Source organism: Streptomyces sp. CB02980, from assembly GCF_014451325.2.
Classification (GTDB): domain Bacteria; phylum Actinomycetota; class Actinomycetes; order Streptomycetales; family Streptomycetaceae; genus Streptomyces.
The window spans coordinates 20,088-35,410 of the sequence record NZ_JACSCH020000028.1; the positions used below are offsets into that span (position 1 = coordinate 20,088).

Here is a 15,323-nt window from a genome sequence, read left to right on the forward strand (position 1 = left end):
CTCAGGCCCCCTTTCCGGCGAGGTCGCGGCGCTGCGTCGGCTGGGTGACGCGGTCGAGCATCAGACCGAGGCAGACGATCGCCGCGCCGGCGACCAGACCGGTGGCCAGGTCGCCCTGGGCGAGACCGAACACCGCGTCGTAGCCGAGCGCGCCTCCGCCCACGAGGCCGCCGATGACGACGACGGCGAGGACCAGCACCACGCCCTGGTTGACGGCGAGCAGCAGCGCGGGGCGTGCCAGCGGCAGTTGGACCTGGAACAGCTGCTGCCGTCCGGTCGCGCCGAGCGAGCGCGAGGACTCCATGGCGGCCGGGTCGACCCCGCGTACGCCCTGGGCCGTGATCCGTACGACGGCGGGCAGCGCGTAGACCACGGCGGCGGCGACCGCCGGGGCGCGGCCCACGCCGAAGAGGGCGACCACGGGAATCAGGTACACGAACTGCGGCATGGTCTGGAAGACGTCGAGCACCGGGCGCAGTGCGCGTCCGAGCCGCGTGCTGCGGGCCGCGGCGACCCCCAGCGCGACGCCGAGCACCAGTGTCACGGCGACGGCGGCCAGGACCTGCGACAGGGTGTCGAGCGCCGGGGCCCAGACGCCCAGCACCCCGATCGCCGCCATCGCGAGGACGGCGGTCAGGGCGGTGCGCCAGGTGCCGATGAGGAGGGCGAGGGCGCCGACGGTCAGCAGGACCGACCACCAGGGCAGCCACTGGAGGCCGTCGCGCAGGGGGTTGAGGACCCAGGTGGTGAACCGGCCCGCCCAGTCGGCGGTGCCGCCGACGAGGGGCACTCCGGAGTAGAGGTGGGCGGTCATCCAGTCGACGGCCGTGTTGACGGGCTCGGCCATGTCGAGCGTCCACGCGTCGGGCCAGCCGAGGCGGTCGGTCAGCCGGCCCGCGACGGCGACGACGGCGGTCGCCACGAGGGCGACGGCCCAGCCCAGGCGGGCCCGGCGGGCCGGCGGCGTACCGATCCGCTCGCCGGCCGCGGCGGTGACCCGGTCCAGGACGATGGCGAGGAGCACGATCGGCACACCGGCGGCGAGCGCGGCACCGACGTCGACGGAGGCCAGGGCCTGGTAGACGCGGTCGCCGAGACCGCCCGCGCCGATGACGGACGCGATGACGGCCATGCCGAGCGCCATCATGATCGACTGGTTGACGCCGAGCAGGAGCTCCTTGCGGGCCAGCGGCAGCCGGGCCGTCAGCAGTCGCTGCCTGCCGGTGGCGCCGAGGGACGCGGCGGCCTCCATGACGCCCGCGTCCGCGCCGCGCAGCCCGAGCGCGGTGAGCCGGGCCATGGGCGGGGCGGCGTAGACGACGGTCGCGAGGACGGCCGCGGGGACGCCGATGCCGAAGACGAGGACGACGGGCAGGAGGTACGCGAAGGCGGGCAGCACCTGCATGGTGTCGAGGACCGGCCGCAGGATCCTGTCCATGCGGTCCGACAGGCCGGCGGCCAGGCCGAGGAGACCGCCGAGCAGTACGGACGCGGCGACGGCGACGACCATCAGGGCGAGCGTCTGCATGGTGGGGACCCACATGCCGAGCAGTCCGCAGGCGCCGAAGGCGGCGACGGAGGTCAGCGCGAGGCGGAGGCCCGCGACCCGCCAGGCCAGCAGCCCGGCGGCGGCGGTGACGCCGGCCCAACCGAGGGCGAGCAGCAGCAGGTACACCGCGCGGACGGACACGACCACGACGTTGCTGACGTGCCCGAGGAAGTAGAGGAACAGCGGGTGGCCGTCGCGGTTGTCGATGATCCAGTCGCTGGTGCGCTCCAGCGGCCCGGACAGGTCGACGGCGAGCGACGCCGGCCAGCTTCCGCCGCCCAGGAGCACGGCTCCGAGGACGAGGGCGACGGCCGCGCCGGCGCCGATCAGCCGGCCGCGGTGGCGCGCGAGCGCGCGCAGCGCACCGGGCGCGGCGTCGGAGGGGGTCGTCGGGCGGGGAGGAGCGGGGGTGACGGTGGCGGTCATCGGCCGCACCGCCCCATGGCATCGAGGGTGGTCGCGGCGCGCCGCGGCACCCGGTTCGGGGCACCGGTCGTGCCGCCACTCCACATTCGGGTCGCGATACCGGTGGCGCCGTCGGCCGCCGGCCGGATCACGGCAGCCGTCGTACCGCCCGGCGGCGGCCAGGTCGTATGGGCGTACATCAGGCCACCGCCTTCCCCGTCGCGGCCGGGACTCCGGCGACGACACCGAGGAGTCCCGCGTGGTCGACCACTCCGAGGCAGCGGCCGTTCTCGACGACCCGCACGTTGACGCCCGTACGGGCGACGGCCTCGATGGCCTCGTGGACGGTGGCGCTCGGGGCGAGCGCGGGGCCGGCCTCGCGCTCGTCGGCGAGCGCGGGGCGCATCGCCGAGCGGACGGTCAGCACCTGCTCGCGCGGCACGTCCCGGACGAAGTCCCTGACGTAGTCGTCGGCGGGGGTGCCGACGATCTCCTCCGGAGTGCCGAGCTGCACGATCCGGCCGTCGCGCATCAGCGCGATGCGGTCGCCGAGCTTCAGCGCCTCGCTCAGGTCGTGGGTGATGAAGACCATCGTGCGGCCCTCCTCCCGGTGCAGACGGACGACCTCCTCCTGCATGTCCCGGCGGATGAGCGGGTCGAGCGCGCTGAACGGCTCGTCGAACAGCAGGACTTCGGGGTCCACGGCGAGCGCGCGGGCCAGTCCGACCCGCTGCTGCTGGCCGCCGGACAACTGGCTCGGCCTGCGGTGCTCCATGCCCTCCAGGCCGACCTTGGTGACGAACTCGGCGGCACGCTCGCGCCGTTCGGCACGTCCCAGGCCCTGGATCTCGAGCCCGTACGCGACGTTGTCGAGCACCGTCCGGTGCGGGAGCAGTCCGAAATGCTGGAAGACCATGGCCGCCCGGTGCCGGCGCAGCTCGCGGAGCCGGCCGGCGTCCATGGACAGCACGTCCTCGCCGTCGATGGAGAGGGTGCCCGAGGTCGGTTCGATGAGCCGGGTGAGACAGCGGACGAGGGTCGACTTGCCCGAGCCGGAGAGGCCCATGACGACGAAGACCTCGCCCTTGCGGACGTCGAAGGAGACGTCCCGGACGGCGGCGGTGCAGCCGGTGCGCTCGCGCAGCTCCGTGGCGTCGAGCGGGGCGAGCTCCTTGTCCGCGGGCACGCGGTCGGCCTTCGGACCGAAGACCTTCCACAGCTCGCGTACGGAGAAGACGGGTTCGGCGGTGTCCTGCGTCGGGTCGTTCATCGTCGGGTGCCTCCCAGCAGGTCCACGCATTTCTCGCCGACCATGAGGACGCCGATCATCGGGTTGACGGCGGTCATGGTCGGGAAGACGGACGCGTCGGCGATCCGGATGCCGTCGAGGCCCCGGATCCTCAGATCGGGTGCGACGACGGCGAGTTCGTCGTCGGCGGAGCCCATCCGGCAGGTGCCGGCCGGGTGGTAGACGGTGTGCGCGACGTGGCGGGCGTACGCGCTGAGCTCCTCGTCAGAGGTGACCTCGGGTCCCGGGCACACCTCGCGCTTCAGCCATCCGGCCAGTGGTTCGCTCGCCGCGATCTGCCGGGCGATGCGGATGCCGTCGACGAGCGTCCGGCCGTCGTAGTCGTCCTCGTCGGTGAAGTACCGGAAGTCGAGCGCGGGCTTGACCTCGGGGTCGGCGCTCGTGAGGTAGAGCCGGCCGCGGCTGCGCGGCTTGGGGATGTTCGGGGTCATGGACACGCCGTGCGGGGGCCGTTCGTAGCCGATCCGCTCGGGGTTGTCGGTGAAGGGGATCTGGTAGAAGTGGAACATCAGGTCCGGCCCCTCGGACTCCGGGTCGCGGCGGACGAAGAGCCCGGCGTCGGAGTCCATCGCGGAGTTCTCCGGGATGGGGCCGTGCGTCTCCCACACGATGACCGACTCGGGGTGGTCGAGGAGGTTCTCCCCCACACCGGGCAGGTCGTGGACGACGGGGATGCCGAGCTTCTCCAGGTCCGCACGCGGGCCGATGCCGGAGTGCAGCAGCAGGCGCGGGGTGTCCACGGCCCCCGCGCACACCAGGACCTCGCGCCGGGCGCGTACGACGTGCTCTTCGCCCTCCTTGGTGCGGATGTGCACGCCGGTGGCGCGGGTGCCTTCGAGTTCGAGGCGGAACGCCCAGGTCTCCAGGGCGATGTGCAGGTTCGGCCGGTCCAGGAACGGGTGCAGATAGGCGACCGAGGCGGACGACCGCTTGTTGTTCTCGGGGTGGTAGGCGAGGTCGAAGAAGCCGACGCCCTCGTGGAAGGGCTGCCGGTTGAAGCCCTCGACGCGCGGGACGCCGAGCGCGGTCTGCGCCGCGTCGACGAAGTCCCGGGCTATCGCGTTCCGGTCGGCCTCGTCGACGGGGACGATGTTGTTGCGCAGCCGGGCGAAGTACGGATCCATCGCCGCCGCGTCCCAGCCCTCGGCGCCGGCCTCGGCCCACTCGTCCCAGTCGGAGGGCAGCGGCTTGAACGCGATGAGGGTGTTGTGCGAGGAGCAGCCGCCGAGGACCCGCGCGCGGCTGTGGCGGATGTACGAGTTGCCGCGCGGCTGCTCGGTGGTGGGGTAGTCGTAGTCCAGCTCGCCGCCGAGCAGGCCCATCCAGCGGCGCAGGGTGAGGACGTCGTCGCGGCCGACGTCGCTGGGGCCGCCCTCGATCACGGCGACGGTGACGTCCGGGTTCTCGGTCAGCCGGGAGGCGATCACCGAACCGGCGGTGCCGCCGCCGACGACGACGTAGTCGTACAGGTGCTGGTCGTTCATGCCTGGTCCTTCGCCGTCGTGCCCGCGAACCAGCGCACGGGGCGTGGAGCGAGGTTCTGGTAGATGTGCTTGGCCTCGCGGTACTCGGCGAGGCCGCTGGGGCCCAGTTCGCGGCCGATGCCGGACTTGCCGAAGCCGCCCCATTCCGCCTGGGGCAGGTAGGGGTGGAAGTCGTTGATCCAGACGGTGCCGTGGCGCAGCCGGGCCGCGACCCGCCGGGCGCGGTCCGGGTCGGAGGTCCACACCGCTCCGGCGAGGCCGTACTCGGTGTCGTTGGCGAGGGCGACGGCCTCCTCCTCGGTGCGGAAGGTCTCCACGGTGAGGACGGGGCCGAAGATCTCCTCGCGGACCACGCGCATGCGGCGGTGGCACCGGTCGAGGACGGTGGGCCGGTAGAAGTAGCCGGGGCCGGCGGGGCGCTCGCCGCCCGCGCGCAGCACCGCGCCCTCGCTGAGGGCGGAGGCCACGTACTCCTCGGTCCTCGCCACCTGGGCGGCGGAGACCAGCGGGCCACACTCGACGCCCTCGTCGGTGCCGCGGCCGAGCCGGATCAGTTCGGCCCGGCGGGCGAGCTCGGCGACGAAGCGCTTGCGCAGCGGCTCCTCGACGATGAGGCGGGAGCCGGCGGAGCAGACCTGGCCGCTGTGGATGAAGGCGGCGTTGAGCGCCTGGTCGACGGCGGTGTCGAAGTCCTCGGGTGTCGAGCAGGCGTCGGCGAACACGACGTTGGGGTTCTTGCCGCCCAGTTCGAGGGCGACCTTCTTCACACTGTCGGCGGCGGCCCTGGCGACCTTCGTGCCGCTGACGAGACCGCCGGTGAAGGAGACCAGGTCGACGTCGGGGTGCTCGGCGAGCCGGGCGCCGACGGTGTGGCCGGGGCCGGTGACGATGTTGGCCGCGCCGAGCGGCAGTCCGGCCTCCAGGAGGAGCTCGACCAGCACGACGGTGCTCAGCGGGGTGATCTCGCTGGGCTTGATCACGAACGTGTTGCCGGCGGCGAGGGCGGGCGCGATCTTCCAGCTGGCCTGGAGCAGCGGGTAGTTCCACGGCGTGATCAGGGCGCACACCCCGACGGGCTCGTGCACGACGACGCTGCGGATGTCGTCCGAGCCGGCGTCGACGATCCGTCCGCCGTCCTCCTTCTCGACGAGGTCGGCGAAGTAGAGGAAGGCGTCGCGGACGCAGTCGACGTCGACGCGGCCCTCCTCGAGGGTCTTGCCCGCGTCCTGGCTCTCCAGGGCGCCGATCCGCTCGCGGTCGCGCTCCAGGAGGTCGGCGACCCGCCGCAGCAGGGCGGCGCGCTCGGCGACGGGCGTACGCGGCCAGGAACCGTCGTCGAACGCGGCTCGTGCCGCGGCCACGGCGTCGTCGGTGTCCTGGACACCGCCCTCCGCGACGACCGCGAAGGCGGTCGCGTCGACGGGGTCGATGATCTCGCGCGTGGCCCCGGACAGGGCTGCGCGCCACTCTCCGCCCACATGGATGGTCTGTTGTGCTGCGGTCACGTCGCGTATGGCCTTTCGTTCCTCTGAGTCCCCCTGCCGGTGTCACCGGCGGTTCGGCCGCCTGCCCTGGGTTCCCGGATCCATGCGCGATGCGTTGCGGAGAGTGTTCTGAGTCACGCTTCAAGTAGGCCTAAACAGGGCATACCGCAGGTTGGCCGGTACGTCGGCGGCCTCGGCCGATCACGCCGGGCACCGGGCCCGGCGTCGTACCCTGACAACCTGCGCACATCGGCGCGGCGGGAACCTCACGGAGGAAGGAGAGCAGCGTGGACGGCAACCTCTGGCTCATCGTGGCCCTGGTGCTCCTGCTCGTGGTGGCCGGATTCGCGGCCGTTCTGCTCGTACGTGTCCTCCGGACCCGCCGGCTCCTCGTGGACGCCGGTGTGCCGCTGCAGTCCAAGGCCCTGTTCTGGGCGGCGGTGGTCTACACGGTCTCGCCGGTCGACCTGATTCCGGACCCCGTCTACCTGGACGACATCGGCGTCCTCCTGATCGCCCTGCGGGCGCTGCACACGGCGGTCGCCAGGAGCAGGGCGACCCCCGGGGGCCTGCCCACGGGCCCGGACGCCCCGCTCAGTGGGGCGAGCAAGGTGCCGCCGCGTCCTTGAGGACAGCACTGAGGCGCCCGACCTGGACTTCCGCCCGTCAGGCGCCTCTCGGCCGAGTCGTTCGTCACACGGCGTAACCACCGTGTCCGGATGCGTCAGCCCCGCCGCTCCGTAGCCTGCGACGGTCAGGCCGTCGCGCCGACGGTCTCCGCCACTCGCTCCTCACGCCCCGCCCGCTTCTCGTGCGGGAACAGCGCCAGGGGGGTCTCCCCCTCGAAGTACGTCGTCGCCCGGACCATCGCACGCTCGTCGCCGCGCACCTGGCCGGGGCGGGAGCCGTTGCCGAGGAGGACTCCGCCGAAGCGCATCCGCAGGTACGCCGCCGTGTTGTTGAGGGTGGTGGCCATTCCGTCGGCGACGGCCTCGTCCTCGTCCGCCATGGCCGCCACCGCCCACAGGGTCCGTCCCGCCATCCGCTTCTTGAAGTCCAGGCCGGGAACGCCGAGCCAGCCCGACCAGTAGTCGAGGTAGCGCTTCGTCTGGGCGGAGAGGGTGTACCAGTACAGCGGTGAGGCGATCACGATGTCGGTGGCCTCCATCGTGGCCTCCCGCAGTGTCCGTTCGGCCTCCGAGACCGGCCAGTCGCCCTCCTCGTGGCGGCCGTCCTGGAAGTCCGGCAACGGCAGCGCGTTCAGGTCGATCCATCGCTGCGGGACGTCTGCGGGCAGCGCGTCGGCGGCGGCCCTGGCGAGTATCTCGGTGTTGCCGTCGGCGCGCGAGCTGCCGAGCACGAACAGGAAGGAGCGGTCCGCGGGACGCGGGGAATGATTCGTCATGGCTCGACGCTAACCGTTGACACTGATGTCAAGGTCAAACGGTCCAGACGGGGCGGAAGGCGGAGCACGCATGATGATCGGGGAGTTGTCCCGGCGCACCGGGGTGAGCACCCGGCTGCTGCGCTACTACGAGGCGCAGGGGCTGCTGGAGGCACGGCGTGGCCCGAACGGCTACCGCGCGTACGACGAGGACGCGGTGACCACCGTCCGCAAGGTCCGCGCCCTCCTTGCCGCCGGGCTCCCCACCGAGGTGATCCGGGTCGTCCTGCCGTGCACCGGCGAGGACGGGACGGCCTTCGACTGGTGCGCCGACATCCGGAATCTGATGCTCCGTGAACTGGCGGCCACCGACGCCCGTATCGACGACCTCCACCGCCGTCGCAGCACCCTCGCCGGCCTCCTGGCCGGCTCGTGACCTCACGCCGGGTCGAGCGGGGAGGGCGGACCGACGCACCCTCGGCCCCGGTCCGGACGCTGGATAGCATCAGTGACCCCACGCTTCTTCTGTCCCGGAGGACCAGGTCATGCGCAGGCGCACGTTCGTCACCGCTCTCGGCGCCGCGGTCGCGGCCGGCGGCCTGCCGGTCGTCACCGCGGGGAGCGCGGCCGCCGCGCCGCTGATCTCGCCCACGCTGACCGGCCGGGACCCGGCCGCGTCCCTCAACTCCCGTGCGGTGTACGCGCATCTGGTGAAGCTGGAGAACGACGCCCGGTCCGGGAACCGCCCGATGACGGTGATCGGCCAGCACATCGAGGGCCAGCAGGAGCTGTACAACGCCTCCTACGGCGACACGGGCGGCACCACGCACGTCGGCTACTACTACAAGAAGGCCCGGGACATCACCGGCAAGCTCCCCGGCTTCCTGGAGATCGACCTCGGCCCGGGATACGGCGCGACCGACGGCTGGGGGGCGTACGGGGACCGCTCGTACAACCGGCCGCTCGGGCTGCCGACGGGCCGGCGCCAGTGGCAGTACGTGGACGACGTCGTGGACGTCGCGACGGGAGTGTGGAAGGGCCTGCCGCGCGCGGCGGACGGCACGTACAACCCGGCGGGCGTCATGGTCCGTTCCGACGGCGGGAGCGCCACCCTCGCGAACGGCGGGGCGGCGGCGGGGATCGTCGGGATGAGCTTCCACCAGCCCTACCCCGGCTCCCCGTCGAAGGACTGGAGCCGGGTGCTGACCCAGGTCCGGGGTGAGCACCCGGGCGGCAGCACGGGCAATCCCGTCGCGACGCTCACGACCGACCAGGCGTGGTTCGACCGGGTCGTCGACTGGGAGTCGAACACGCCCGAGTACCAGGCCCTCCTGACGGACCTCGGCTTCCTCGCCGCCTCGTTGTCGTACTTCGCCGCGTACGACGTTCCCGTCCTGCTGCGGCCGTACCACGAGATGAACGGCGGCTGGTTCTGGTGGGGAGGCAGGACCCCGGCCAGTTACAAGAAGCTGTGGCGGATCACGTACGACTACCTCGTGAAGACGAAGGGCCTGCACAACCTGATCTTCGTCTGGTCGCCGAACGCCTGGCACCCGCAGGGCGACGACGTGCCGTGGAACCACTACCCCGGGGCCGATGTGGTGGACGTGGTCGGCGTCGACGACTACGACCCCTACTCCGCCGCCTCCGACCTCACGCACACGTACTACACGGGGCTCGTCGACTACGCCAAGCCGCGGATGCTCGCGGAGACGTGGAACATGCCGATCACTGCCTCGGGGCGCAACGCGCTGACCCGCAGCCCGTGGGTGATCTGGAACATCTGGGGTTCCGGAACGACCCGGACGGACATCAACGGCAACGCCGACGTGAAGGCGACGTACTACGCCGCCGGCCAGGTCCTCACGGGCGGTTCGGGAACCGGTCTCGGCCAGAACTTCGACTGGGGGTCGCTCCACGCCCACTGAGTGACCGCCCAACACCGGTGACAGGAAGCCCTCGTGGCGCGAGGGCCCCCTGTCACCGGCTGGTCGTCGTGCCGGTCAGGAGCGGTGCAGCCCCGGGAAGCCCGGCGGCGTCGGCAGCGGGAGGTCGAGACGGTTCTGTGCCTGGGCCGGTGTGGCCCGGCAGGTCACGTCCGCGGCCGGCAGCCTGCCCGTCGTCAGGTAGGCGGTGGCGGTCTTGTCGGCGCAGGACTTGGAGCCGTAGATGCCGTGGCCCTGGCCGCCGAGGACGGTGACCATCCGGGAGCCCTTCATGGTCCGGCGCAGCCCCTGTCCGCTGACCAGCGGCGTCTGGGAGTCCCATTCGTTCTGGAGGATGAGCGCTCCGACGGAGTTGTTCACCTTCGTGGCGGGCTCGGACCCGTTCTTCCAGAACGCGCACGGCTTGATGTTCGACGCGAAGTCGCCGTACAGCGGGTACCGGGCCTTGTCGCGGATCGCGTCGCGGCGGTACTGCTCCGGGTCGTGCGGCCACGCGCGGGTGTCGGCGCACGCCACGGCCCAGAAGGCCGCGTCCGAGTTGTCCGAGGGCACGGCGCGGGCGAACGACGGCGGTACGTGTCGGGGCGCGGTGCTCCGCCTCGACGGCGCCGGGGAGGGAGTCCCCTCGGCGGCCTTCTTGAGCTCGACGAGCGCCTCGGCGGCGCCCTTCACATCGAAGAACACGGCCCGGCCCGCGCGGATGTCGTCGCCGGTCAGGAGGGTGCCCTGGACGTCGATCGGCTCGCGGTCCGCCCGGGCGACCAGGTCCCAGAAGGTCTTCCCGACCGCGGCCGGGGTGTCGCCGAGCCCGTACGTGGTGTGCCGTTCGGCGGTCCACTCGGTCCAGCGCTTGAACGCGGGCTCCGCGCCCTCCGCCCACACCTGGATCATGCCGCGCCAGATCCGCTGCGGGTCGACCGCGCTGTCCAGCACGAACCGGTCGGTCCGCTTCGGGAACATCTGCGTGTAGACGGCACCCAGGTAGGTGCCGTAGGAGTACCCCAGGTACGAGATCTTCTTCTCGCCGAGCACGGCGCGGATGACGTCCATGTCCCGTGCGGTGTTGCGGGTGGTGAGGTGGGGCAGGACGTCGCCGCCCTTCGCACGGCACTTCTCGGCGACGGTCCGCGCCCACCGGACGTCCTTGGCGAACGTCGCGGCCTTGTACGGGCGCTGCCAGTTCAGCTCGTCCTCGTTGAGGCCGCAGCTCACGGGCGAGCTCTGGCCGACGCCGCGGGGGTCGAAGCCGATGAGGTCGTACTGCTCCTTCACCGCGGTCGGCAGTTCCGGGGCCATCCACAGGGGCATGTCCAGGCCCGGCCCGCCGGGGCCGCCGGGGTTGAGCAGCAGGACGCCGCGCCGCTTCTGGGGGCTGGTCGCCTTGACCCGGGACACGACGACGTCGAGCTTCCTGCCGTCCGGCCGGGTGTAGTCGAGCGGCACCTTGAGCGTCGCGCACTGGTAGGTCGCCGGTGCCTCGGCCTCGCAGCGCTTCCAGCGCGGGGTCTGCTGGGTGTACTGCCTCAAGGGATCGGCGGTGACCGTCCGTCGGGTGGCCGGTTCGGCCGCGGAGGCGACGGCGGGCGTGAGAGCGGGCACGAGGGTCGCGACCGCGCTGATGGCCACGAGGGGTGCTATGCGTGTGCTTCGCACAGTGAGTCAGATCCTTGCGGGAGGTGGATGATGCGTCTCATGCACCCTTGCGCAACGGGCAGTTGTGCGAAATCCCTCCCCCGGCCATCACCGCGTCCGACCACAGGAGGAGCGCGCCCCGGGGAATGGTTCCCGAGGTGGAGAACGCGACCCGCGGTTTTCGCGTCCGCCTCCTTGACGTCAGGCCTCCGTGACGTCAGGCCTCCGTGACGTCAGGCCGACGACTGTGCCTCGGCCTCCGCGCGGTACAGGCGGCGGAGCCGTACCACTCCCAGGTCGTGCTGGTAGAGGTTCTCCCGCTGGTCCGCGTCGGCGGGCATGGCCTCCAGCATCACGCGGTCCTGCTCCAGGACCTCCCAGTGGCGCTTCTCGATCAGCGTCTTGTACAGGAAGCGCCAGCTCGCGCGCTGCCAGTCCTCGACGCGGCGGTAGCGCCAGAAGAAGACACCGGAGCGCTGCTCGTCGACGGGGCAGACCATGCCCACGATCCCGAACGGTCCGCCCGGGCCGGCGGACGGCGGGTACGGGATGGACAGGTCGACCCAGTCGACGCCGGTGCGGCACAGCTCGACCCAGTCGAAGTTGACGCCCCGCTGGTCGGTCTTCTCGAAGAAGTAGCCGCGGTCGGTCTCGCGGATGCGGAACTTGGCGGTCGTGTCTCCGGCGGACATGGTGTGCGACTCGTGGTGGAGGAAGGCGCCGTGCATGGGGTCGAGCAGGTTCTCCACGGCGTACCGCCAGGGCGCGTCCCACTCGGCGTAGCAGAGGAACGCGTCGACGGCGGGATCCGTCAGCGGGTCGGGGAGCGTCAGTTCGGCCGGCTCGGGGTGTTCCTCGTCGCCGAACCAGGCGAGGATCGCGCCGCCGACCTCGCGTACGGGCAGCGAGGTGACCAGCTTCTTGCCCTCCAGGTTGCAGCCGGGCAGGCCCGGCACCGAGGTCACCGTGCCGTCGGTGCCGACCTCGACGCCGTGGTACCAGCAGGCGACCCGGTCGCCGAGGTGCTTGCCCAGCGACAGGGGCGCTCCGCGGTGCGGGCAGCGGTCGGCGAGCATGGAGAGCGCTCCGTCGGAGCGCCGGAAGAGCAGCCACTGCTCACCGAGCGCGGTCACCTTGCGCATGGCGCCGGGGGCGACGAAGCGCGAGGGGACGACGGGGTGCCACTGGTTGCGCAGACCGGTGGCGTAGATGCGGTCCGCGGTGGCGGTGGACGACAGCGTCATGTCAGGCTCCCAGTCGGTTCATCTCGGCGCGGAAGGACTCCTCGGTCCACGGCGTGCCGTCGGCGGTGTGCACCGTGCGGGCGTTGAGTCCGCGCACCACGTCGGTCAGTTCGTGGCCCTCGTGGGTGAAGACCTCTTCGAGGGTGGCGGCGAGCTTGTACTCGTACGGCGTGGGCTCGTGCGTACGGGACTGGTGGACGTCCAGGTACGGCCAGGTGTCGGTCACGGTCTCTCCTGAGCAGGCGGGGAGGGGTCAGAGGTCGAGGACGAGCCGGCCGGAGGCGCACCGTGAGACGCAGATCATCATGGTGGCGCCGGCGGTCTGCTCCGCCTCGCTGAGCAGGAAGTCGCGGTGGTCGGGCGTGCCGTCGAGCACCCTGGTCTCGCAGGAGCCGCAGATGCCGTCGCGGCAGGAGCTGTCGACGCCGATCCCGGCGTTCTCGACGGCGTCGAGGATCGAGGTGTTCGCGTCGACCCGGAGCGTCAGGCCCGAGGCGCGGCACTCGACCTCGAACTCCTCGTCGTCTCCGGTGCGTTCGACGGTGGGGGCGGCGAACCGCTCCAGTCGGAGGCGGCCCTCCGGGCAGCGCTCCTCCACGGCCGCGAGGAGGGGTTCGGGGCCGCACGAGTAGACGAGCGCGCCGTCGGGCAGCCGGGTCAGCACCGCGTCCAGGTCGATGTGGCCCAGCTCGTCCTGCGGGACGAGCGTCACCTCGCCGTCGAGCAGGGCGAGTTCGGTGGTGAAGGCCATCGAGGCGCGGCTGCGGCCGCCGTAGACCATGCGCCACTCGGCGCCCCGGCGGGCGGCCTCGCGGGCCATCGCGAGCAGGGGGGTGATGCCGATGCCGCCGGCGACGAAGACGTACGAGGCGGCGTCCTCCAGGGCGAAGTGGTTGCGCGGTTCGGAGACCGTCACGGACTGGCCGGGGCGGAGCTGGGTGTGGACGAAGCGCGAACCTCCGCGCGAGGAGGGTTCGTCGAGGACGCCGATCCGGTAGGCGCCCTGGTCCCGCGGGTCGCCGCACAGGCTGTACTGGCGGATCCGGCCGCCGACGTGCACGTCGACGTGGGCGCCGGGCGTCCAGGCGGGCAGGGGTTTGCCGTCGGGGTGGGCGAGCTCGACGGACAGTACGCCCTCGGCCTCCCATGTCATGCGGTGGACGATCAGCTGCAGCGGGTGCTCGCTCATGGCCTGGTGCCTCCTTACCGGCGATCGGGCAGTGCGGGTGCGGGTCGGGACCGGATCACCGGCCCGGGATCCGCACGGGCGGGGTGAACGGGTTCTTCATCGGGCCCAGGGACGCGAGGTCGACCTCGACGAGCGTCGGCCCGTCCGAGGCGACGGCCTCGGTGATGACCGGCGCCGCGTGTTCCTCGGCGGCGATCCGCAGGTACGGCAGACCGCAGGAGCGGGCGAGCAGTTCGAAGTCGGGGGTGACGAGGTCGACACCGGAGCGGCGTTCGCTGTGGCGGTCCTGCATGTTGCGCAGCACGCCGTATCCGCCGTCGTTGAAGACGATCAGGGTGAGCCGGGGCCGTTCCTGGGCGAGGGTGAGCAGTTCGCCGAGGTGGACGGCGAGTCCGCCGTCGCCGGCGAGGACGACGGTGGGCGCGTCGGGCCGTCCGAGGGCCGCGCCGATGCCCATGCCGAGGCCCTGGCCGATGCCGCCTCCGCGCGGGAAGACGTTGTCCCGCGGGTCGTACATCTCGAGGAGCCGGTTGCCCCAGCTGCTGGAGGGGATGGTCACGTCGCGGGCGACGACGGCCTCGCGGGGCAGCGCGGCGCGCAGGGCGTCGCAGATCGCGGCCTGCGGTCCGATGCTGTCGTGCAGGGTCGCCCGTACGTCGTCGCGGACGGCGCGGACGCGTTCCCGCCAGCCGTCCTCGGCGGGCGTGGCGTGCCGGGTCAGGGCCGCGAGGGTGGGTGCGGCGGCGCCGTGCAGCGGGTGGGCGACGGGGTAGACCCGGCCGAGCGCCGCCGCGTCGAGGTCGATCTGGATGTGCGCCGGGGGCAGTTCGAGGGTGTAGTCGGCGGTCTCGTTGGAGCGGAAGTGGGTGCCGACGGTGACGAGCACGTCCGCGTCGGCGAGGAGGGCGCGGGCGGCGGGGGTGGTGGCGAAGTTGCCGATGACCTGCTCGTGGTCCTCGGGCACCGTGCCGCGTCCGGAGTTGGAGGTGAGCAGTCCCGCTCCGGTCGCCGCAAGGAGCCGGGCCAGTTCCGGGCGGGCTCCGGTGGCGCCGCCGCCGGCCCAGACGAGGGGGCGGCGGGCGGTGGCCAGGAGTGCGCCGGCGGCGGCGAGTTCGCCGTCCGTGGGGGCGGGTGCCGCAGGGCACCCGGGGATGACGGGGTCGTCGGTCTGGGGCGCGTACTGGAGGTCGATGGGCCACTCCACGCTGGCCGGTCCGCCGGTTCCGCCGGGCCCGCCGAGCGCCGCCCGTGCCGCCTCGCGCAGGATGCGGCCCGCCGTCTCGGTGTCCGGCACCGTCGCGGCGTGGGCCGACACGGCGGTGAGCATGCCGAGCTGGTCCTTGGTCTCGTGGATGAACCCCCGTCCGCTGCCGAGGAACTCGCTCTCGATCTGGCCGGTGACGTGCAGGACGGAGCTGCCGGCGCTCAGCGACTCGATCAGCGATCCGGCGGCGTTGCCGGCGCCCGTTCCGGTGGAGGTCAGGGCGCAGCCGAGGGAGCCGCGGGCCCGTCCGTAGGCGTCGGCGGCGTTCACGGCCGATGCCTCGTGGCGTACGGGTACGAAGCGGAGTTCGCGGTCGACGGCCTCGACGAGCGGCAGGTTGTGCACGCTGACGATGCCGAAGACGGTGTCGATTCCCAGTTCGCGCAGGACGGCGACGAGGAGATCGCCTCCGTTGTCGTGACGCATGGTGTCT

13 protein-coding genes are annotated in these 15,323 nt (G+C 72.3%); 3 read left to right on the top strand and 10 right to left on the bottom strand.

Translation table 11 applies throughout. From position 1 onward, the window contains the following. Window position 1: 1 nt before the first annotated feature. From E0F75_RS37190 to E0F75_RS37205, 4 genes are all read right to left on the bottom strand, one after another. The gene (locus E0F75_RS37190) at window positions 2-1,975 is read right to left on the bottom strand and encodes a proline/glycine betaine ABC transporter permease (protein ID WP_229315402.1); all 1,974 of its coding nucleotides are present in this window, start codon (window positions 1,973-1,975) and stop codon (window positions 2-4) included. Between the two features lie 178 nt (window positions 1,976-2,153). Further along, window positions 2,154-3,224 carry a glycine betaine/L-proline ABC transporter ATP-binding protein gene (locus E0F75_RS37195; protein WP_229315403.1) on the bottom strand — a complete coding sequence of 357 codons (1,071 nt, stop codon included), beginning with the start codon at window positions 3,222-3,224 and terminating at the stop codon, window positions 2,154-2,156. Next, entirely contained in the window at window positions 3,221-4,747 is a 1,527-nt protein-coding gene (locus tag E0F75_RS37200; RefSeq protein ID WP_229315404.1) for a GMC family oxidoreductase, read from the bottom strand. The genes E0F75_RS37195 and E0F75_RS37200 overlap by 4 nt, the downstream gene beginning before the upstream one ends. After that, window positions 4,744-6,252: an aldehyde dehydrogenase family protein gene (locus E0F75_RS37205; RefSeq protein ID WP_229315405.1), complete on the bottom strand. Its 1,509-nt coding sequence runs from the start codon at window positions 6,250-6,252 to the stop codon at window positions 4,744-4,746. The genes E0F75_RS37200 and E0F75_RS37205 overlap by 4 nt, the downstream gene beginning before the upstream one ends. Window positions 6,253-6,518: 266 nt before the next feature. Here E0F75_RS37205 and E0F75_RS37210 point away from each other — a divergent pair, with 266 nt between their 5' ends. Then, on the top strand, window positions 6,519-6,860 hold the full coding sequence (locus tag E0F75_RS37210) for a YkvA family protein (RefSeq protein ID WP_229315406.1): 342 nt from the start codon (window positions 6,519-6,521) through the stop codon (window positions 6,858-6,860). 125 nt (window positions 6,861-6,985) lie between these two features. Here E0F75_RS37210 and E0F75_RS37215 read toward each other — a convergent pair whose 3' ends face one another. Next, window positions 6,986-7,636, bottom strand: a complete 651-nt coding sequence (locus tag E0F75_RS37215) for a flavodoxin family protein (RefSeq protein WP_229315407.1) — start codon at window positions 7,634-7,636, stop codon at window positions 6,986-6,988. A 70-nt stretch (window positions 7,637-7,706) separates the two neighbouring features. On the opposite strand from E0F75_RS37215, the gene E0F75_RS37220 reads away from it, so the two are divergent. Further along, window positions 7,707-8,051: a MerR family transcriptional regulator gene (locus E0F75_RS37220; RefSeq protein WP_229315408.1), complete on the top strand. Its 345-nt coding sequence runs from the start codon at window positions 7,707-7,709 to the stop codon at window positions 8,049-8,051. A 109-nt stretch (window positions 8,052-8,160) separates the two neighbouring features. After that, window positions 8,161-9,543, top strand: a complete 1,383-nt coding sequence (locus E0F75_RS37225; RefSeq protein WP_229315409.1) for a glycoside hydrolase family 26 protein — start codon at window positions 8,161-8,163, stop codon at window positions 9,541-9,543. Window positions 9,544-9,618: 75 nt separating this feature from the next. Here E0F75_RS37225 and E0F75_RS37230 read toward each other — a convergent pair whose 3' ends face one another. The 5 genes from E0F75_RS37230 to E0F75_RS37250 all read right to left on the bottom strand — a co-directional run bounded on the left by E0F75_RS37230 (window position 9,619) and on the right by E0F75_RS37250 (window position 15,316). Next, window positions 9,619-11,214, bottom strand: coding sequence for an alpha/beta hydrolase (locus tag E0F75_RS37230; protein ID WP_229315410.1), 1,596 nt, complete (start codon window positions 11,212-11,214; stop codon window positions 9,619-9,621). A gap of 212 nt (window positions 11,215-11,426) precedes the next feature. Continuing rightward, entirely contained in the window at window positions 11,427-12,437 is a 1,011-nt protein-coding gene (locus tag E0F75_RS37235) for an aromatic ring-hydroxylating dioxygenase subunit alpha (RefSeq protein WP_229315411.1), read from the bottom strand. Between the two features lies 1 nt (window position 12,438). Beyond that, complete coding sequence (locus E0F75_RS37240; RefSeq protein WP_229315412.1) at window positions 12,439-12,663, bottom strand: recombinase-like helix-turn-helix domain-containing protein; 225 nt, start codon at window positions 12,661-12,663, stop codon at window positions 12,439-12,441. Window positions 12,664-12,690: 27 nt separating this feature from the next. Further along, window positions 12,691-13,626, bottom strand: a complete 936-nt coding sequence (locus E0F75_RS37245; RefSeq protein ID WP_229315413.1) for a PDR/VanB family oxidoreductase — start codon at window positions 13,624-13,626, stop codon at window positions 12,691-12,693. 55 nt (window positions 13,627-13,681) lie between these two features. Then, window positions 13,682-15,316 carry a thiamine pyrophosphate-binding protein gene (locus tag E0F75_RS37250; protein ID WP_229315414.1) on the bottom strand — a complete coding sequence of 545 codons (1,635 nt, stop codon included), beginning with the start codon at window positions 15,314-15,316 and terminating at the stop codon, window positions 13,682-13,684. Window positions 15,317-15,323 lie beyond the last annotated feature (7 nt).